19 protein-coding genes and 1 pseudogene are annotated in these 18,864 nt (G+C 68.3%); 15 read left to right on the top strand and 5 right to left on the bottom strand.

The features are described 5' to 3' along the window. Positions 1-10 precede the first annotated feature (10 nt). The 6 genes and pseudogenes from ACFPZI_RS14230 to ACFPZI_RS14255 all read left to right on the top strand — a co-directional run bounded on the left by ACFPZI_RS14230 (position 11) and on the right by ACFPZI_RS14255 (position 5,637). Complete coding sequence (locus ACFPZI_RS14230; RefSeq protein WP_381363058.1) at positions 11-214, top strand: hypothetical protein; 204 nt, start codon at positions 11-13, stop codon at positions 212-214. 423 nt (positions 215-637) lie between these two features. Next, positions 638-1,483 carry a helix-turn-helix domain-containing protein gene (locus ACFPZI_RS14235; RefSeq protein ID WP_381363060.1) on the top strand — a complete coding sequence of 282 codons (846 nt, stop codon included), beginning with the start codon at positions 638-640 and terminating at the stop codon, positions 1,481-1,483. A 5-nt stretch (positions 1,484-1,488) separates the two neighbouring features. Further along, a complete protein-coding gene (locus ACFPZI_RS14240) occupies positions 1,489-2,178 on the top strand; it encodes a zinc finger domain-containing protein (RefSeq protein WP_381363219.1) in 690 nt (229 codons plus the stop codon). Further along, positions 2,175-2,561: a hypothetical protein gene (locus ACFPZI_RS14245; protein ID WP_381363062.1), complete on the top strand. Its 387-nt coding sequence runs from the start codon at positions 2,175-2,177 to the stop codon at positions 2,559-2,561. The genes ACFPZI_RS14240 and ACFPZI_RS14245 overlap by 4 nt, the downstream gene beginning before the upstream one ends. Positions 2,562-3,414: 853 nt before the next feature. After that, positions 3,415-3,906 carry a plasmid mobilization protein gene (locus ACFPZI_RS14250; protein ID WP_381363063.1) on the top strand — a complete coding sequence of 164 codons (492 nt, stop codon included), beginning with the start codon at positions 3,415-3,417 and terminating at the stop codon, positions 3,904-3,906. Further along, positions 3,903-5,637 (top strand): annotated as a pseudogene (locus ACFPZI_RS14255) (relaxase/mobilization nuclease domain-containing protein). Before ACFPZI_RS14250 ends, ACFPZI_RS14255 begins: the two are co-directional and overlap by 4 nt. A gap of 22 nt (positions 5,638-5,659) precedes the next feature. On the opposite strand, the gene ACFPZI_RS14260 reads toward ACFPZI_RS14255, so the two are convergent. Further along, positions 5,660-6,712, bottom strand: a complete 1,053-nt coding sequence (locus tag ACFPZI_RS14260) for an AraC family transcriptional regulator (RefSeq protein WP_381363065.1) — start codon at positions 6,710-6,712, stop codon at positions 5,660-5,662. 864 nt (positions 6,713-7,576) lie between these two features. On the opposite strand from ACFPZI_RS14260, the gene ACFPZI_RS14265 reads away from it, so the two are divergent. From ACFPZI_RS14265 to ACFPZI_RS14295, 7 genes are all read left to right on the top strand, one after another. Further along, entirely contained in the window at positions 7,577-8,647 is a 1,071-nt protein-coding gene (locus tag ACFPZI_RS14265; protein ID WP_381363067.1) for an LLM class flavin-dependent oxidoreductase, read from the top strand. A 31-nt stretch (positions 8,648-8,678) separates the two neighbouring features. Next, on the top strand, positions 8,679-9,200 hold the full coding sequence (locus ACFPZI_RS14270) for a cupin domain-containing protein (protein ID WP_381363069.1): 522 nt from the start codon (positions 8,679-8,681) through the stop codon (positions 9,198-9,200). Continuing rightward, a complete protein-coding gene (locus ACFPZI_RS14275) occupies positions 9,197-10,156 on the top strand; it encodes an isocitrate lyase/PEP mutase family protein (protein ID WP_381363070.1) in 960 nt (319 codons plus the stop codon). The genes ACFPZI_RS14270 and ACFPZI_RS14275 overlap by 4 nt, the downstream gene beginning before the upstream one ends. Continuing rightward, positions 10,156-10,290 (top strand): hypothetical protein, encoded by a 135-nt coding sequence (locus tag ACFPZI_RS14280; RefSeq protein ID WP_381363072.1) that lies wholly within the window; start codon positions 10,156-10,158, stop codon positions 10,288-10,290. Before ACFPZI_RS14275 ends, ACFPZI_RS14280 begins: the two co-directional genes overlap by 1 nt. 1 nt (position 10,291) lies before the next feature. Continuing rightward, entirely contained in the window at positions 10,292-11,227 is a 936-nt protein-coding gene (locus tag ACFPZI_RS14285) for an SDR family NAD(P)-dependent oxidoreductase (protein ID WP_381363074.1), read from the top strand. 35 nt (positions 11,228-11,262) lie between these two features. Further along, positions 11,263-11,787, top strand: a complete 525-nt coding sequence (locus tag ACFPZI_RS14290) for a flavin reductase family protein (protein WP_381363075.1) — start codon at positions 11,263-11,265, stop codon at positions 11,785-11,787. Positions 11,788-12,167: 380 nt separating this feature from the next. After that, a complete protein-coding gene (locus tag ACFPZI_RS14295) occupies positions 12,168-12,647 on the top strand; it encodes a riboflavin kinase (RefSeq protein ID WP_381363077.1) in 480 nt (159 codons plus the stop codon). Positions 12,648-13,007: 360 nt separating this feature from the next. Here ACFPZI_RS14295 and ACFPZI_RS14300 read toward each other — a convergent pair whose 3' ends face one another. Continuing rightward, on the bottom strand, positions 13,008-13,280 hold the full coding sequence (locus ACFPZI_RS14300) for a group II intron maturase-specific domain-containing protein (protein WP_381363079.1): 273 nt from the start codon (positions 13,278-13,280) through the stop codon (positions 13,008-13,010). A 126-nt stretch (positions 13,281-13,406) separates the two neighbouring features. On the opposite strand from ACFPZI_RS14300, the gene ACFPZI_RS14305 reads away from it, so the two are divergent. After that, positions 13,407-13,913, top strand: a complete 507-nt coding sequence (locus ACFPZI_RS14305; protein WP_381363080.1) for a helix-turn-helix domain-containing protein — start codon at positions 13,407-13,409, stop codon at positions 13,911-13,913. Next, on the top strand, positions 13,910-14,476 hold the full coding sequence (locus ACFPZI_RS14310) for a Uma2 family endonuclease (protein ID WP_055628263.1): 567 nt from the start codon (positions 13,910-13,912) through the stop codon (positions 14,474-14,476). Before ACFPZI_RS14305 ends, ACFPZI_RS14310 begins: the two co-directional genes overlap by 4 nt. Positions 14,477-14,898: 422 nt before the next feature. Here the strand turns inward: ACFPZI_RS14310 and ACFPZI_RS14315 are convergent, their stop codons facing one another. The 3 genes from ACFPZI_RS14315 to ACFPZI_RS14325 are packed head-to-tail and all read right to left on the bottom strand — an operon-like array spanning position 14,899 to position 18,858. Continuing rightward, positions 14,899-16,065: a pyridoxal phosphate-dependent aminotransferase gene (locus ACFPZI_RS14315; protein WP_381363082.1), complete on the bottom strand. Its 1,167-nt coding sequence runs from the start codon at positions 16,063-16,065 to the stop codon at positions 14,899-14,901. A gap of 28 nt (positions 16,066-16,093) precedes the next feature. Continuing rightward, positions 16,094-17,377, bottom strand: coding sequence for a restriction endonuclease subunit S domain-containing protein (locus ACFPZI_RS14320; protein WP_381363084.1), 1,284 nt, complete (start codon positions 17,375-17,377; stop codon positions 16,094-16,096). Next, complete coding sequence (locus ACFPZI_RS14325; RefSeq protein ID WP_381363085.1) at positions 17,377-18,858, bottom strand: N-6 DNA methylase; 1,482 nt, start codon at positions 18,856-18,858, stop codon at positions 17,377-17,379. The genes ACFPZI_RS14320 and ACFPZI_RS14325 overlap by 1 nt, the downstream gene beginning before the upstream one ends. Positions 18,859-18,864 lie beyond the last annotated feature (6 nt).

Genomic DNA, 18,864 nt, shown 5'->3' on the forward strand with positions numbered 1-18,864 from the left:
GAGGACGTCCATGCCCCAACGCCAGACCGAACCCGCCGTCATCCAGCCCGTCGTCGCCCCCGAGGGGGCCCGCGCCGTCCGTCAGAAGGTGGACTCGGAGAGGGAGGCCGCTCTCCAGCGCGTATGCGCGGGGTTCACGACGACGATCAGTCCACAGAGTGCCGCGCGGCTCGCGGACCTGCTCTCCACCTCGACCTACGTCCAGGCGGCCTGACCCGAGCCGGAGGAACGGAATCGCCCCGTCGGTGAGTCCGAGGACGACCGGCACGGCCGGCACATGGCTGTCACCAGCTCGCAGGGCAGCCTGGCAGGCGCCATCAACCGGCATCAGCGCGGCCGGCCTCCGGCCTCGGAAGCGCCGCCCAAGACGCGTTCGCCGTGAGCTGTGCGGTTTCTCTGCCGAGCGCTGGATCTTCGCGCGCGGGTGTGGCTGTCTTGGTGCTGCGCCCGGAGCGCTGGCCCGCGGGAACGGAAACTCCAGCGCGCCAGGGCCCAGAAATCCGCAGTGGCCGGGCCCATCGCACCCGCGCCCTCGCGACCCTCACCGACACGGGGGACCGCGCCCCACTTACACCCTGTGCACGGCCCGCAGAGGGCCCGTCGCATCCACCTGCCCTGATCAAGGAGCCGCCACCCGATGAGCTACGAAGCCCGCGAATGGGTGTGGGACCACAGCAGCAGCAAGGGCACCGCCCGTATGGTCCTCGCCCTGATCGCCGACCGGTGCCGCGATCGCCGCTGCATCGCGTACGCGTCTCTGCCCACCCTCATGAAGCGCGCGAACGCCTCCCGTACGGCTGTGCGTGACGCCCTCACGAAGCTGATCGCCGGCGGTGAACTGGTGCAGCTCGCGGGCCGCAAGGGCCCACGCGGGGAGACGTACTACCACCTCCCGGCCGCCGCCCGATTCCTCGCCGAACAGGCCGCCGCGGGGGACCGGAATCCGGCCCCCAAGGGGGAGCAGATTCCGACCCTCGGGGGGCCGGAATCCGACCCTGCCGAGCACTTCGAGGGGGGATCGGCATCCGACCCCGGGGAACGGAATCCGGCCCCCGGGGGGTACGGGTTCCGACCCGGCGGGGGTGCGGATTCCGACCCCCAGAACAGTAGAGAACCGAAGGTGAACGGTAAGAGCAGCAGCAGCTCTGTCCCGCTCATCTCCGCGACCGAGTGGCAGATCGACGACGGCGCCCGTGCCTGGCTGCAGCGCCACGGCCACCTCGACCGACTCGGCGAGCACGCCCTGCACGCCGCCGACGAGAAGTGGCGCACCTACCGGGCCTCATGGGCGCCTCGCACCGCCGCCGCGTGGGCCGCCGACTGGCGCGCGTGGATCGCCCGGGAGCACGCCCCCACTCCTGGCAGCCCGAACCTCTACGCCCTGCCCGGCGGCGCGCCCGCCTCAGCCACCGGCATGACGCGCTCCGAGGCGCACATGGCCGCCCTGCTCGCCGCCCTCGACGAACCGACCGGAACGGAGTAACCACCCTGGAGCGCAACGAAGTCGCCGCCGTCCTGGCCTACATCGGCCGCCTCGACCCCCGCACCATCCGCACCGGCACGGGCGAGGCCCGTGACCAGATCGCCCAGTGGCACGAACTGCTCCACGACGTGCCTTTCACCACCGACCACGGCTGGGACGTCCGCGAGACGATTCGGACCCACGTCCTGGACTCCCCGTACCCGATCCTGCCCGTGGACGTCGCCCGCAGATGGCGTGCCCACCAGCGCGACCGCCTCGACCGGCACACCGACCCCACACCGGTCGCCGACCCGGACGACCCGGCCGCCTGGCAGGCCGAGTTGCTCGGCACCCGGCACGCCGTCGCCGCCGGAGTGGCCGCGCTCTCCACGCACCGGCAGATCACCAACGGCGGTCCGCACCCCGACGTCGAGGCACGCCTGTGCGCCATCGGCTCGTGCATCCCACCGGCCGTCCGCGCCCAGCTCGTCCCCTACCGGCCGGCCCGCGCCGCACGCGAGGCCGCCGTCGCCGAGGGGCTCCCGGACGCGCTCAGTGTCCGGTGCCGGTGGTGCCAGGCCCCCGAGGGCGAACCCTGCCGCAGCCGACGCGTGGGCCTCGACGGCCGTGCCCGGGGCAACGCGCCCCGCACCACGCCCCACCCGACGTGTGTGGACCTCGCCGCTGCGGAGCCCACCCGGCAGAGAGCTGCATGACCGACCCCAACTTCCCGCCTCTCGCCGCTCCACTCGAACCCTCGCCCCTTCTCGCGGTCGTCGCCACGGTGCCCGTGGTTGCCCTGCTACTGGCCGGATGGCTCATCCGGCAGAGCCGGACCCGTACCGGTGGCGAGCGATCCGGCATCCCCGCGGTCTGGGTCGCCGCCCTCGCCGCGATCGGGTGCACCGCCTACAGTGCCGACACCAGCCGGCGGTTCGTCGCCGACCACCTCGACATGGCCGGCACGGCGGAGCGCGCCGGCACGCCACGGCCCTGGCCACCGTCGACCTGCCCTCTCCCTGGACGGCATTCGCGTGGGACGAGGAAACAGCGGGTGAGGCACCTGCACTCCACCGCCGGTCGGTCCCCGACCGGATGACAGGCGGGGACCGTCCCGATGGGGAACAAGCGGGACCGTGCACGGGGACCGAGCCGACCACACGTGGGGACCGGGATCCAGCCGGGGACCGTCCCAGGAGAACAGCCCAAGCCCGGTCAACGGGACCGAGGAAAACACCCACGGGGACCGCGGCGAGGCCGGTCCCGGGGACCGCGGGACCCCGATTCCCGGGACCGACGAGGCCGCAGGGGACACAGAGGGGACCGGTGCCCATACACCCAAACTCGCTGCTCAGGGCGCCAGAGGCACGGTCCCGCAGCCGTCCCCGACAACGGAGACGAGCACGCGGAGCCGATCCGGGGACCGCGCGCTTCGGGGACCGTCCCCACTCGGACAGCGATGCCGGGGACCAGGGTCCCGCGGACACCGATGCGGGGACCGAGCAGAGCGGGGACCGTCCCCGCACGGTCCCCGTGAAGAGGAAGCCGCAGCCGGAAGGCCCTCGGATCCGGTCCCGAGGCGGACTGGCCAAGCGAGTGGGCAAGCAGCCCCCGCTGACCGTGGATCAGATGGCCGAACAGGTCCGTCCCCACGTCTCCGCGCTGCTCGAGCGCGACGGAAACGAGGCCGTCACCTGAGTCCAACTGCGGGAAATCCTCCGTGCCCAAGGTCTCCAGAGCAGCCGGAACGAACGCCTGACGCCGGTCCTGGAACGACTCCGCAGCGAAGCCATCACCACCACGACAAGGAACAGGACTCCGTGAAGATCCCGATGCCAAGCCCAGACCCCACCGCAGGCCAGTCGGCCCTCAACTCGATTCCGTCAGGAGCAAGTTGGAGGTCCGGACACTCCCCCGCGGGGGGAGCGCCCGAACCCGACCCCGCCCCGGGGGTGGCGGGGTCCTCCCGACGCCAAGGGGCGCCGGACGGGAAGGCTGCGGCCGGGGGCGGACCGCAGCCGGGCAGGGCCGGCCACAAGGCCAGGGCCAGGAAGGGGAAGTCGCGTCCGCGCGACAAGAAGCAGCGCCCCGCCCACAGCGTCCGCCTCAACGAGCACGAACTCGCCATCATCCGATCCGGCGCCGAGCACGTCGGCATGAGCGTGGCCGGGTTTTTGGCCTACTCCGCCCTGGCCACCGCCCGTGACCAGTCCCGCACCGCGGCCGCCATCGCCACCGAGCGCGATGTCCTGACCGCGCTGTTCGGCGTACGCCGCCAACTCGGCTGGGCCGGCAGCAACGTCAACCAGATCGCCAAGGCCCTCAACTCCGATGCTGACGCACCGCACTTCGCCGCCGCTCTCGCCGATCTGCGACGCGCCGCGCAGGCCGTCCAACGGGCGGCCGACAGGATCACCAACCGGCGGGAGGACGAGGCGGCTTGATCCCCCGGATCCACCAACAGGGCAGCAACACCCTCGGCCTCCTGCACTACCTGTACGGCAGGGGCACCCACGAGGAACACATCGACCCCCACCTGGTCGCCTCCTTCGACAACATGGCCCCCGACCCCGGCCGCGACCCCTCGGTGACGAAGAAGGACCTCCAGCACCTCCTCGACCAGCCCCTGTCCCTCCTCGACCCCGGCCAGCGCCCGGACAAGCACGTCTGGCACTGCTCCGTGCGCGCCGCCCCCGACGACCCGATCCTGTCCGACGAGCAGTGGGCCAAGATCGCCCGCCGCATGGTCGCTGCCACCGGCATCGACCCCGGCGACGGCGCCGGCTGCCGCTGGGCCGCCGTCCGCCACGCCACCGACCACATCCACATCATCGCCACCCTCATCCGCGAAGACGGCCGCCGCCCTGACCACCACCGCTCCGGCAAGCGCGCCCAGGCCGAGGCCCGCCTCATCGAAGCCGAGTACGGCCTGCACCGCGTCACCCCTGGTGACGGCACCGCCGCCAAGCGCCCCACCAGCGCCGAACGCCACAAGGCCGAGCGCCAGGGCAGGGAACGCACCGTGCGGGAGGAGCTGCGCGAAACCGTCCGCCGCGCGGCGGCCGGCGCCGCCACCGAGACCGAGTTCTTCGACCGGCTCAAGGCCGCCGGGCTTCTGGTCCGCACCAGCGTGCTGCCCTCCGGTGACCTGCGCGGTTACACCGTCGCCCTGCCCGGCGATCGCAACAAGGACGGCGAACCGGTCTTCTACGCAGGCTCGACGCTCGCCCCCGACCTGTCCCTGCCCCGCATCCGGGACCGCTTCAACACAGCTGCCGTCGCGTCGGCGCCGGGCAGCACCGGCCGCCAGGACCATGGGGCCGCACAGCAGCCAGCGCCGTCCGCCGCACGGCGCACCGCCACACACGCGGCATGGGCGGCCCTGCTCGTCATCGACCACGGCGACGACGGCGCCGCGGCAGCGCAGATCGCCGCCACCGGCGAGGTCCTCGACGCCCTCGCCAAGACCTCCGCCCCCCCATACCCGACAACAGCTACGCGAAGCGGCCTGGGCGTTCGAACGGGCCTCCCGCTCCCACACCCGAGCAGAGTTCTGCCACAGCCAGCAACTACGACGCGCAGCCCGAGACCTGGTCCGTAGCGGCCCGGCACTCGGCCGGGGCGAGGACGGCGCCACGACCACCATGGTGATCGACACGCTCTTCTTCCTCGCCCTCGCCGCCGCACACTGGCACGCCCAGCGCCAGCACGCCCAGCAAGCCGCAGCCGCACGGCAGGCCGCCACCCACCTCCAGGCCGCGTACGCCGCGGCCAGCGAGGAATCGATGGCCCGCCTGCGAGCCCAGGGCCTGCGCCTGGCCCAGCCCGTACGCGACTGGTCCGCCGCCCTTCTGCGCACCACCGCGCCACAGATCGCCGAGCGGGTGCTCGGCGAACCGGGCTGGTCCGCCCTGGCAGCCACCATCACGCACGCCTACCAGGCTGGCCATGACCCACAAGCGCTGCTGCACGAAGTCGTCGCCCAACGTGAACTGCACACCGCCGAGTCCGTCAGCGACGTCCTCGTCTGGCGTCTGCGACGCATGGCCGACCTGCCCGCCAACGTGACGGTGATCTCCCCGCACGGCACCCGGGCCACGGACTCACTGCCCTACGCTGCCCCGCTCGGACCCGTCTCCATCGCTGTCGACCAGCACCGCCGACACCGCAGGTAATCACCAGCAACGGCGGGGCCGTTCAGTGTGCTGATGTCCAGGATTCCTTGTCTTCGTAGCGAGAAGCCTCCCTGAACGCCGTCGGAGGCATCCCCCTCCACCGCTTGAAGGCCATCGTGAAGCTGGCCGGATCCGTGTAGCCCAGCTTGCGGGATATTTCCGCTACAGAGTGATCTGTATGCGAGAGCAGATCGCAGGCCAGGTCACTCAAAGTCTCGTCCCGTACCCGGGCGAAGTCGTTTCCCGTGAGTTCAAGCTTGCGTTGCAGGGTGCGTGGGGAGACTCGCAGCGTCGCGGCCACATTTGCCAATGTGCGGTTGAGACTGGGTGCGGCCCTTATGGCTTTCGCGACAGTGTGGGGCCAGTCGCCAGTCGCCCTGAACGAGTCGATGATCTGGGCATCCGCTTTGACCCATGCCTCGTGCTGGAAGGCGTTGCCGAAGGGGAGCTCCTCTGTTGATATCGCAGGGTCCCACCACAGCCGCAACGCCTCGGCACAGCAGTCGATGGTGCAGGAGACGTACGTCAAGGCCTCGGGCGAGACTTCCGCGAGAGGGACTTCGATGCGGGTGAAGGGGAAAGCGCCGCCGTACAGCCACGCGAGAGATGGGGTGGCGGTACAGAGATCGCGGTAGACGCTGAACGGGATCAACTCCTCCGGGGCGTCCGGGTAGGTGAATTCGATTCCCGTCACCCTCCCATCCGGTTCCCGAAGAGGCGTGATCTCGAGGAGCCCAGGGGCGTTATCAGTCGCGCTGGCAACTTCTGCCCACGCCGCAACGGTCGGTGCGGTCGCGAGGGCCATTCCGCGAGCGCCGTAGGTGCTCGTCGCGTAAGCGCGCGAGGCTCGCACCCAAAGATCGACGCGATCTCTTGTGAGAGCGACGAACTGAAGCTGGAAGGCCAGCTCCTTCCTCGCAGGAATAGTGCTTCCCGGTCGGGTCAGCGCGTTGGGGTCGATCTCCGCATTCGCGAGCGCAGTTCGCCAGTCGAGATCCGCCTCCTCGAGTACCTGGCGCAGGTTGTGAACACTGAAGTTCGGCACGCGCAAGTTCTGATAAGAGCTCAGCTTCATCGCTGCACTCTTTCGCCGCCGACGCATGGAGGCGGTCCGGCGTGTCCAGGAACCCTCTGAGGAAGCCGCGTCCACCTGCCGCGGTGGGGAGCCGGCCGGCCAAGGAGTCCCGGCGAAGCCGACACGGATGTCGTTCCACCGCAAGGCATGTTCGCTCGGCTGTCGGGAGGAACGGTTGCAGAACGCATCTCTCTCCTCTTCGTCGAGGGGATGGGGTGCCGCTCCGGAAGCACTACGGCGGCTGGAGCACCACCAGGCATCTGAAGTAACGCCAGCAGCTTTACATCTTGCGCCGCCGACCGGCAAGAGGAGGCGCTTTGGCGCGTTTTCCTGCGTTGATGGCGTCTCCTACCATGACGGTCCGGTGCTGCCTGCTCTTAGCGTCATGCGTCAACGGGGGTCGGCGGAGAAGCCGACTTACCGACATCGAAGGAGATCCGGGGAGCACCCCCAACGTACGAGATCGCCCTCAGCGGCAGGGTCATCATCGTTGCTCGCCATAGGCGACATCGCGCACGTCTGGAAAAACCACGACGACGCGGATCGCGTATACGCCGCCATCACAATTGGCTGCAACCAGTAGGCCAAGAATGCGGCTCGCCATACATCCAGTGGAGAGCGCAATCACAATCGGGCACGTCCGGTCGGCACGCCACCCGCGATCGCGACAGTCGAATCCCTTTTCGCACGATCCGATCCGGCCCAGGTGCTCTTCGGTATCCCAAAGACACAACGATATGGAGAAAACCAATGACGCAGAATGTCGCACCCCGTGATTTCGTCGCTGATCACACAGTCGAACGTTCTCAGCGGCCCATGATAGGTGGCCCGAACAAGTTCAAGGTCGCGATTTTCGGCGCGAATGTGACTACCGGCCAGGGCGGTCTCAACCTCGCCGAGAACACGATCAAGCTCGGCAACTGGGGCGAGATCCAAGGTCTCGCGCAGAAGGCCGACCGCTACGGTGTCGACGGGTTCATCCCCATCGCCCGCTGGCAGGGTCTCTCGGGCCCCGACCGCCCGTGGGGCCGGCAGTTCGAGACGTTCACGTGGGCCGCAGGTCTGGCAGCAGCGACGCAGAACATACAGATCTTCGCCACCTGCCTCGTCCCCTTCATCCACCCGGTGATGGCGGCGAAGATGATGGCCACCGTCGACCACATCAGCGGCGGCCGCATGGGCCTCAACGCCACAGCCGGCTACTTCAAGCCCGAATACCACATGTTCGGCGTCGAGGTGCCCGAGCACGACACGCGCTATGAGCTCGCCGACGAGTGGATGACCATCGTCGAGCGGCTCTGGGCAGTCGAAGACGACTACCAGTTCGACTTCGACGGGGACTTCTTCCACCTCCAGGGTGCGCAGTCGTGGCCCAAGCCCGTTCAGACGCCCGGGCCGATGGTGATGAGCGCGGGCTCCAGCCCCGCCGGTCAGCAGTTCGCGTTCAAGCACGCCAACATCTTGTTCGCGGCGATCGGCAGCGTCGAGCACAGCCAGTCGGTGACGCCGAAGCTGCGCGAGAACGCCGACGCGGCCGGGCGTGAGGACCTCGGCCTGTGGGCCGGTGTGCACATCATCTGCAAGGACACGGAGAAGGAAGCGCGGGAGTACCTCGAGTACGTCGAGGAGAAGGGCGACTACGAGAGCGCCCTCCGCTACAAGCACATCATCCAGAACGGCGACTCCCGCGGGTGGAGCTGGGATCACTACAAGAAGTCCGAGGACCCGAAGCAGGACGAGAGCATCAAGACGTTCTTCCGGGCCGGTCTCGTTCCGCTCGTGGGCACGCCCGAGATGATCGTCGACGGGCTCCAGAAGCTGCAGGACTCGGGCATCACGGGCATCTGCACCGGACTCGTCGACTACGACGAGGGCCTCGACCGGATGAACGAGCAGATCTTCCCGCTCATGCGCGACGCGGGCCTGCGCGCCTGACATCCGACCATTCACGAAGGAGTGAAGGCAGATGACATTCCCTGACCCCAAGCAGTTTCGGCTCATCGTCGCGGGCCCGACCGAGTCCGGCGGCGCCGACTTCCTCGACGCGGGCCCTGCCGCCGAGTTCGACTTCCCCGGCGTGTCCGCAGGTGCGTTCTACTGGGCCGTCGAAGGCGGCCACAGCAAGGAGAACTTCGGTGCCCCGCCGACCAGGGTCGCTCTGGCAGGACCCAATGGATCCACCTTCGGCGTGAGCAGCTTCCCTGCGCACTCGTCGGGCGAGGTGGGGGCCGACGATCTCGGCGACAGCATGACCGTCACCGATGACGACGGCGACGCCGGAATGCATGCGAGCGACACCATCGACTACGAGGTCGTGATCTCGGGCAAGGTCGACCTTCACCTTCCCGGCGGCAAGAAGCGCACGCTCGTTCCGGGCGACCTGCTCGTCATGGCGGGCGTTCCCCACGCCTGGAAGAACCCTTACGACGAAGACTGTGTGTACATCGTCGTGACCGTCGGCTTCAACTCCCCGACGGTGGCATCGTGACTCTCACTGCCCCCGGCAAGGCGCTGCGCGCGGTCTTCGAGAGCGAGGAGACGGCGCTGATGCCGTTCGGTTCGCTGCCGATCCACGCGGCGATGGCGCAGCACGCGGGCTTCGGGGCGTTCCAGCTCTCGGGCGGGATGTCGGCATGGTGGCAGGGCATCTCGGATGTGGGATGGCTCACCCTGACCGAGGTCGTCGACCACGCGAAGCGCACGGCGCGCGCTGCGGACATCCCGGTCTACTGCGATGCCGACACCGGTTTCGGCGCGCCGATCAATGTGCAGCGCACGGTGGCCGAGTTCATCGACGCCGGTGTCGGAGGCATCCACATCGAGGACCAGCGCGAACCGAAGAAGTCGGGTGGTGTCGCCGGCATCGAGCTCGTGTCCGACGCCGAGGCGATCGGGCGCCTGAACGCCGCTGTCGACGCGCGTGACAAGCTCGACGAGGATTTCGTGATCGTCGCCCGCACCGACGGCTACGGTGCCGCCGGGGGTGGCGTCGACGAGGCGATCCGTCGTGCGCAGCTCTACAAGGCTGAGACCGGCGCCGACGTGATCTTCTTCGAAGGCATGCACACGTGGGAGCAGGCCGAGCTCGCGCTGAAGGAGACGCCCGGCCCGGCATACGCCGTCAGCGTGGGGCTGATCGGTCGTAAGACCGTCGCCGAGATGACCGCGCTGGGGCAGGCGATCCAGCCTGTTCCGTTCGTTCTGCCGGGCATCCACGAGGTGTGGCGACTGCTGGCCGACGTCAAGGAGTCGGGCGAGGCCACGCCTTTCGCCGAGTACCTCGACCGCATGGGTGCCGACGCCGGCACGGATTACGACGTCGGCTGGGGCGCCGTGTTCGGGCGCCCGTCGACCGACTACGTGCGCGAGACGGAGGAGAAGTACCTCCCGCAGAGCGCCCAGCGCGACTACGACAACAACGCCCACGTCGGAGAGCACTACTGATGACGCGGCTCGTGAAGGGAAAGGCCGGCCTCGTGACCGGCGCAGCATCCGAGATCGGGCGGGCAAGCGCGCCGGCGCCGGCGAAGAACGGCGCGCACGTGATCGTGGCCGATCGGCAGAGAGGAGAGGTGTGAAATGGGAATCAACGACGAACTCGATTTCAACGCCCGTGTGGCGATCGTCACGGGTGCGGGACAGGGAATGGGGCGCGAACACGCGAAGATGCTCGCGTCGCGAGGGGCGCGTGTCGTCGCCAACGACATCAACGCCGAGCGCGCCGCCGAGACGGTGGCCGAGATCACCGTCGACGGTGGCGTCGCGGTGGCCGACAGCAACGACATCGTCACCGCGGCGGCGGACATCGTCCAGACTGCGCTCGACGCGTTCGGACAGCTCCACATCGTCGTCAACAACGCCGGCATCAACGCCTTCGGGCGGTTCTGGGAGATGGACTCCGAGACGTGGTGGCGTGTCTTCGATGTCAGCGTGAAGGGGGTCGTCGAGGTCTCGCGTGCTGCGATGCCGCACCTCATCGCCTCCGGCAGCGGGCGCCTCATCAACGTGTCGTCGAACGCCCTCATGGGTGTTCCGCTCGACTCGGCGTACGCCGCCGCCAAGTCGGCGATCTGGGGTCTCGGCAACACTCTCGCCGCCGAGGCGAAGGATGTCGGTGTGCAGGTCAGTACGGTGCTGCCGGTCGCCTGGACGCCGATGACAGAGGATGCATTCCGCGATCCCGTCGTCCAGGACGCCATGCGGGCGCACGTGCCCGCAAGTGCTGTCTCGGCATTCGTGGCATGGCTCGCGCACCAGGACACCACGGTCTACGGCGAAGCCTTCGAGGTGGCAGGCGTCGCCGCCGCCCGCACGGCTTTCTCCGTGATGCCGCGCATGAAGACCGCTGAGCCCACTCCCGAGAGCTGGGCGGCAAGCGTGGGCGACCTCATGCAGGACGGCGATCTCGAGCCGCTTCGGAACGCGAGCCAGTCGTTCCGCGGTCAGATGGTCTACCTCGCGCCCGAGCTCGATACCGTGCTGTCCGCCGACGCGGCAGACGTGTCAGTGAGGTGACGCAGATGTCTGTAGAGACGAAGGCGCAAGGAACCGTGATCCAGAACAGCCTGCGTGAGTTCGATGCCGATCCGATGATCGTGCGTCAGACGTTCGCCCAGTTTCCTTCGGGCGTTGCGGCGCTCGCGGCCGACATCGACGGAGCGAAGCACGCGCTCGTCGCATCGTCCTTCATGGTCGGCGTGTCCCTCGAACCGTGCCTCGTCGCCGTCGCGGTGCAGAAGGCGTCCGTGACGTGGGAGCAGATCTCGAAGGCGGGCCGCCTCGGCGTCTCGATCTTCGGCAAGGGGCAGGGCGGTCTCACCCGACAGCTCGCCCATAAGGATCGCGCTGCGCGATTCGAACAGGTCGCGATCGAAGTGAGCGATGACGGTGCGGTATTCATCGACGGTGCGGCGCTGTGGCTCGACTGCTCCATCTCCGCCGTCTCGGAAGCCGGCGACCACTGGATGGTGCTGCTCGAAGCACACCGTCTCGGTGCCGGTGAGAACGAGCCGCTCGTCTGGCACGGTTCGACATTCCGCGAGCTCGCATCTCCTCCCGCAGTCGACGCCGCGTAACGGAATCGAGCACACCGCCTCCGCGCCGCATCTCCGACGCGGAGGCGATCGGGCGGCTGAATACGGCTGTTGACGCTCGCGACCGCCTGGATCCCGACTTCGTGATCGTCGCGCGCACCGGCGGATTCGGCGCTGCGGGTGGAGGTATCGACGAGGCAATTCGCCGTACGAATCTCTACCGGGTCGAGACAGGAATCGATGTCATCTTCTACGAGGGCCTTCAGACGTGGGAGCAGGCCGAACTGGCGCTGAGAGAGACGCCCGGGTCGAATGCTTCAGGACATCAAGCAAGCCCGCGAGGGTCTCTACAGGCGAGCCGCCGATCGGTTCATATGTGATGTCCACTGATGTGGCCCCTGACCGCACCAAGGAGGATTCCATTGCTCCAGACAACTCGGCAGAGCCCGGCCAGGCGCCTGACAGCGAGCCGGCCGTTCGCGATCGAAAGCCTTCAGTCACACGACCAGGTCGTCACCGGCGTCGTCCAACACGGCGATGCCCGCGGACGACTGCTGGGTTTTCCCACCGCCAACCTCACCATGGCGACCAACGCTCGCCTCGACGGTGTCTGGTCCGCCGTAGTCGTCACGGAGGATGACGGCCGACACTGGCCTGCTGCGGTCTCCATCGGACGGAGAACCACCTTCTACGGCCGCCACGGCCAACGACTCCTCGAAGCCCATCTCCTCGACGTGGAGATCGAGCTGTACGACCGGGAAATATCGGTCCATCTCGTGAACCGACTCCGCTCGCAACGCCGGTTTCGTGACGTCGAGGACCTTGTGGGGCAGTTGGCGAGAGACATTGAGGATGTCCGCAACTGGGCGACGTCGATCTCGCTCGAAGCGGGCGCGCGATGACCCCGCGTCGACCGCCTCGGTGGGCAATTCTGCGCGTTGTGGCCGCTGTGGAGGCGCAGCGTCGCGCCGGGTGCGCACGGATCGACGTCGGCCTGCTCGCACGGCGAGTCGGACTCAGCCGAAGCATGACGTCCGCTTGCCTCTTCGCGGCAGATTCAGAGCGCTCCACGCCGGCGTCCCCGCATCGTGCGGTCGGCGTGCCGTAGCCGAGCTGACGACGCTTTTCGGGTCGGGTGCGGGGGTCGGGAACGGTCGACAGACGGGTGACGGTGAAGGAGTGCGGCGGCATGATCTAGCAGGCGAGGATCGGCAATGGGTGTGTTGCCTGAGCCAGAAGATGTCGAGTAGCCGAGGGGAATCTCACCCCTCGGCTCTCATAGAAGCCGTGCGTAACAGTCTCCCGTTACACGGCTCTTGCCACTCTGAACACCAGGCCACGGACGCCACAGTGGTCCAACGCCAGTGCGCGAACATGCGGGGATACCGATCAGCGATCTCCCACATCTTCTGGAGCGCCTTGCGTAGCGCCGCGAGCTTCTTGTGTTTCTGGCGAATCCATCGCACCAAGTAGGCATTGATGCGCGTCAGGAGGGGTGTCAGCGCCGACCGGTAGAACCGGCCGAAATACTGCATCCATCCCCGCACGGTTGGATTACTGATTTCGGCGCTTTGAGGTCTGACCGGTGACAGCCCGCTTGGGTGGCGGTACGCGGCGACAGCGCTACACCGGAAGGTGTGAGGTGCGCAGACAGCGGCGGGATGGACGCTCAGGAACGCGCGCGGCGCGAGCCGCTGCGCCTGCAGGCCGCCGAGCTGTTCGCGGCCGGGGCCAGTGCGCCGGAGGTCGCCGAGTTGCTGCGGGTGATACCGAAGTCCGCCTACCAGTGGCGGCGCGCCTGGGTTGCCGGAGGGCCGGCGGCGCCGGCCTCCCGGGGCCCGGTGGGCGGCGCTGCAAACTCCACCCGGCGCTGTGCGGGAAGCTGGCCGCGATGCTGGAGCAGGGGCCGGTCGCGCACGGCTGGGACGAGGACCAGTGGCGGGCCTGCGCAGGTCCACCGTGACGGCTCCCACTGCGGCGACCGCGGCGAGGCAGAGCAGGCCGTCGCTGATCAGCGGCGCAGCTCCAAAGGGGCGTCAGCCACAAGGCCGGCACGCATGTTGCCGATGTCCGACAGCCCTGAGGCAGGGCGTCCGACGGGCCGGAGACAGTACGCTGAACCGAGCGGGATCGGGCCCGCCGCACAGTGTCCGGGAGGTGCTTCATGACGGCCGAGATGGTGGCCCCGGCGTGGATGCACGAGCAGATCACGGCGGAGGAGTACGAGTCCTGGTCCGAGGAGCAGTGCGCCGGCATCGAGATCGTTGACGGGATGGTCGTCGTGAGCCCGAGTGCGTCCAAGCGGCACAACCGGCTGGCCCGGATTCTGGCGAACGCCCTGGATGCCGCCGCGGGGCCGGACTGGAACGCAGACACCGACTTCGACGTCCGGCTCCAAGACGTCCCGCTGACCAATCGCCGCCCGGACGTCGTGGTGTACCGCGCGGACACGATCGACGTCACGCCCACCCGGCCCGAGCACGTGCTGCTGGCGGCGGAGGTGGTGTCACCGGGCTCGGAGACCACCGACCGGATCGTGAAGGTCGACCAGTATGCCAAGGCAGGCATCGGCTTCTACTGGCGGATCGAGCAGGCCGCGACAGGTGTTCCTCTGGTGTACACCTACGTGCTCGACCCTGCGACGAAGACGTACCGGGAGGGTGACGTATTCACCGGCGTCGTCAAGGTCACGGCTCCGTTCCCGGTGGAGATCGACCTCGGGCAGATCTGACCCACATGCTGCTCAGCGGCCCGCTGTGCGTGAGCGGACGGTGCCGCACGGGGCATCACGGAGAAGGCCGTGCGACACCTGTCACGGGCTCTGACCAGGCAGATCCGGGCAGTGGAGCACCGTCCGGAACCACCCGGCACACCCCCACCAGCCCTCGTAATGTGTAGGTCTCATCTCTGTCGACCGCCCCAGTGCACGCACGCCAGAAGGCGGATCGCCAGTCCGTCGGCGCCGACCAGCCTGAGGTGGCGGATGGGGGTCCTCCTGGGAGCCATCGGGGAGCCGACTCGCTCTCCGAGCCCCTTCGAGACCACTCGAGACCACTCGAGACCACGACAGCCCGACGCTCTGACCAGGGAAAACGCCATCCGTCCTGGCGAGCTCAGCAACCGAACCTCATTCGGGACGAAGGGGGCGTGAGTTCAGGACGAGAGGTGTCGCAGACGGCTGGTGGCCTCGGCGAGAACGTCCTCCCTCTTGCAGAAGGTGAAGCGGACCTGGCTGCGGCCGGCTTCCGGGTCGTCGTAGAAGACGGAGTTGGGGACGGCGACGACGCCGCAGCGTTCGGGGAGGGCGCGGCAGAAGGCGTAGGCGTCCTTCTCGCCGAAGGGGGCGATGTCGGTGGTGATGAAGTACGTGCCCTGGGGCTGGTAGACGCCGAACCCGGCCGCGCGCAGGCCGTCGCCGAGCAGGTCGCGCTTGCGGTGGAGGTCGGCGCGGAAGCTGTCGAAGTACGCGTCCGGCAGCCGCAGCGCCTCGGCGATCGCGTACTGGAAGGGGCCCGCACTGACGTAGGTCAGGTACTGCTTGGCCGTCCGGACGGCAGCGACGAGCGGGGCGTCCGCCATGACCCAGCCAACCTTCCATCCAGTGAAGGAGAAGGTCTTGCCAGCGGACGAGATGGAGACGGTGCGTTCACGCATGCCCGGCAGGGCCGCAATGGAGTGGTGCGTGCCTTCGTAGACCAGGTGCTCGTACACCTCGTCGGTGACTACGAGCAGGTCGTGTTCGATGGCGAGGGCGGCGATGGCGCTCAGTTCCTCGGGAGTGAGGACCATCCCTGTGGGGTTGTGGGGTGTGTTCAGGAGCAGGAGGCGGGTGCGCGGGGTGATCTTCGATCGCAGCTCGTCCAGGTCCGGGCGGAAGGACGGGGCACGGAGGGTGAGCGGGACGCGCTTCGCGTCGGCCATCGCGATGCAGGCGGCGTAAGAGTCGTAATACGGCTCGAAGGCGATCACCTCGTCGCCGGGCTCCAGTAGGGCGAGCATGGTCGCGGCGATCGCCTCCGTCGCGCCCGCGGTGACCAGGATCTCCGAGTCGGGATCGAGGCTCAGGTGGTAGAAGCGGCGCTGGTGGTCGGCGATCGCCTCGCGCAGTTCCGGGATGCCCGGGCCCGGCGGGTACTGGTTGCCGCGCCCATCTCGCAGCGCTCGTACGGCGGCCTCGCGGACAGACTCCGGGCCGTCCGTGTCCGGGAAGCCCTGCCCCAGGTTGATCGCACCCGTCGCCGTCGCCAGGGCCGACATCTCCGCGAAGATCGTCGTCCCGAGACCGTCCAGCCTGCGGTTCAGCAGTGGCCTGGTGTTCATCTCTCCACCGTTCTCACTTGAGTCCCCATCAAGCTTCCAGGCCCCATCCTGTCTCATCGAGGTTCCCCTCCCCACGGGGTGCGGACAGAGCGAGGTGCCGCCCTTCCGGTTCGGTAGTCGGCTCCCGGAGGATGCCAGCCTTCGCTGAGATGTCGCGCAGGAGTGCCTCCCGCAGGGTGTGCAGCGTCGCGATCTTGGAAACGAGGAGGCGCGCTGTGGCGTGCAAGGGTTCGGCGCTCCGACGGAAGTCGGTGCGCGTGAAACGGTCGGGCCAGGTGAGGGCCAGAGATTTCAGGCGGAGGGCGGAGATCTCGCGACGGGTCTGGCCCTGCGCGAGATCTACGATCGCGTTGCTCCGGCTCCGGAGTTCGTGGAGCAGCCACCAGCCGTCCTCGTCATCCAGAGGCCGTACAGCGACGACGCTTCTGAGGGGGGTCGCCGCTCGGCTCGACACTGCGATGTGCGCGCCGTCGGAACGGGTGCTGAGCATAAAGGTCCCTGGAGGATGTACCGCGCCGTCGCGGGCCGGGCCGCTCAGACGGAACCGGTGGACGTGGGGCACAGGAAGGTCGTAGAGGTCTCTGGGCGCGATCAGGTCGACAGCGGCCTCTGCGGGCGTCGGTGGCAGTGAGCTCTCGGAGCCTCTGCCCGTCTTCAGACGGGCGACCTTGGCGAGTGTTCGTGTGTCCCACGACGGCTCTGAAGCCGCCACGTCGTCGTGGAGCGCGTCAGCCAGTTCCATTGCCTTGCGCGCGGTGTGTTGGTAGAGCGAGACCATCTCCTCGATGAGGCTGAAGGTCCGGTGGTATGCGGTGATGACGTCTGGCGGAGGCAGCGGAAACAGCATGCGGTGGAGGGTGTCGAGGCTGATGGTGGGCTCGACATGTGCCGTCACGTCCTCGTCGATGCGAGCCTTCGCCGTGGGTGTCTGTAGCCAGATACGCAGCCATCGCACGATGTGCGACTCAGCGCGGATGATGCCGACCGACCTGGTCGCTGTACATCCCGCGTGCTCGGCGGTGACCAGTGCGGAATCGCCCACCCGTCGGACGAGGACGACGGCCAGGTCGCCCTCCCTGAGGGTTGCCCGGCTGGGCGGGGATTCGTCCGGCCGACACCCGTTGGCCCTGGGCGCGAGGATCCTGCCGTCCTGGACGAACGTCGAGCTGACGACTCCTGCAGTCTGATCGGCAGCCGCGTCGTCGAGGAAACCGGAAGTGGTGTAGATACGCCTGCGGAGCCGCTCGATTTTGATGGAGGTCGTCTGCCAAGCCGCTTTACCCGAGGCGACCTGGTCGTCATTGGCTTCCATCAGATCTCCTCCAAGACGTCCAGCAATCGGAGTTCCAGGTCGCGCATCTGGTCGAACTGATCGGCCAGTTCGAGCTTGAGCTGCTCGACCCGGCTCCGTGTGTCCCGCTCGGGGCTGGGAGGCTCCACGGCGTACGAGGTCGGCATCAGGCTGGACTCGCGGTCGGCGATCTCCTCGGTGGAGCAGCTTCGGGACCAGCCGGCTGCGTCGTTGTACGGCGAGGCCGCGGCACCGTTCTCGGAGAGGCCACGCCAGGCCGCCAGGGTGGTCAGGATCAATGCCGTGTTCTTGTCGCCCAGCCTCCTTGCTCTCGACTCCGGGACCGGTTCGAAGGCTCGCCGCGCGTTGACGAAAAGCACCTGCCGGCGACGGTCCAGGACACCCCAGCCGGGGCGCGCGCTCTTGTCCCTGTTGAGCACCCACAGACAGGCGGGGGCTTTGGAGTGACCGAACACGCGAGGTGGCAGAGCGATCACGCACTCGACGAGATCGTCACGCAGGAGGCGTTCGCGGAGCCTTCGGGTGATGGGCTGTCGGGTGTTGGCCACGCTGTCGGCCATCAGGAAGACGGCACGTCCGGCCGGGGCAAGCGCGTGCGCGATGTGCTGAATCCAGGCAGAGTTGGCAGATCCTCGAGACGGCGGTTCTTCCGGCCACCGGGGATCGACAGGGACAAGGGGAGCCGGTCGGCGAGCGCTCTGCTCCGTCTTGTCCTCCGGCGCCCAGTCGCGCTGGTTGAAGGGAAGGTTGGCCAGGATGATGTCGTGGCGCTCGGGTTCGGGCTCCGCGAGGCTGTCCCCGGGCGGGAAGACGTGGGCCGTGATCCCCCGCACCGCGAAGTTCATCCGGGCCACCTGTGAGGTGTGGGCGTGTTGCTCCTTCCCCTGCAAGGACATGGTCGGGTCCAGCTCGACGCGTTCGCGGACGTAGAGGTGACTCTCGACGAGCAGTCCCCCTGAACCGCAGACCGGGTCCAGCACTCTGTGTCCGTCGCGGGGGACGGCCGCACCGACCATGAGACGTGCCATGTCTCCCGGCGTGAAGTAGTGGCTGCCGTCAGCCTGGGCCTGGTCCGCCGAGAGGTCACGGAGGCACTGGTCGAGCAGGGGCCCGACCCGTTGGGTAGAGCCGATGGCCTGGATGAGAGCGTGCAGTGATCCTTCGGAACCGGAGGGCGGAACGGGCATCAGGCTCCTCGTGCCCATGTCTGCGCTCTGTTCGTCGGCTGCGGGAAGCCAGTGGCTCAGACACTTGCTCACGGCAGCGCGGATTCCCGAACCGCGCTCTGCCGGCTGCCTCAGCAACCACGACCATGTCGGTACGTTGGTGCCGGGAGCGGCGTGCGCCTTCCGGCTCAGGTACAGCAGCCCGATGACGAGGCGCGTCGCGTCGTGGGCGTTCATCAGCCGCGAGAGGTGCGTGCGGTGTCGGCGCACCTCGGCGAGCATCTCGTCGAGCGAGAAGGCACTCTCGGCCTGCACGTGTCC

The organism is Streptomyces chlorus, from assembly GCF_042655885.1.
GTDB classification, from domain to species: domain Bacteria; phylum Actinomycetota; class Actinomycetes; order Streptomycetales; family Streptomycetaceae; genus Streptomyces; species Streptomyces chlorus.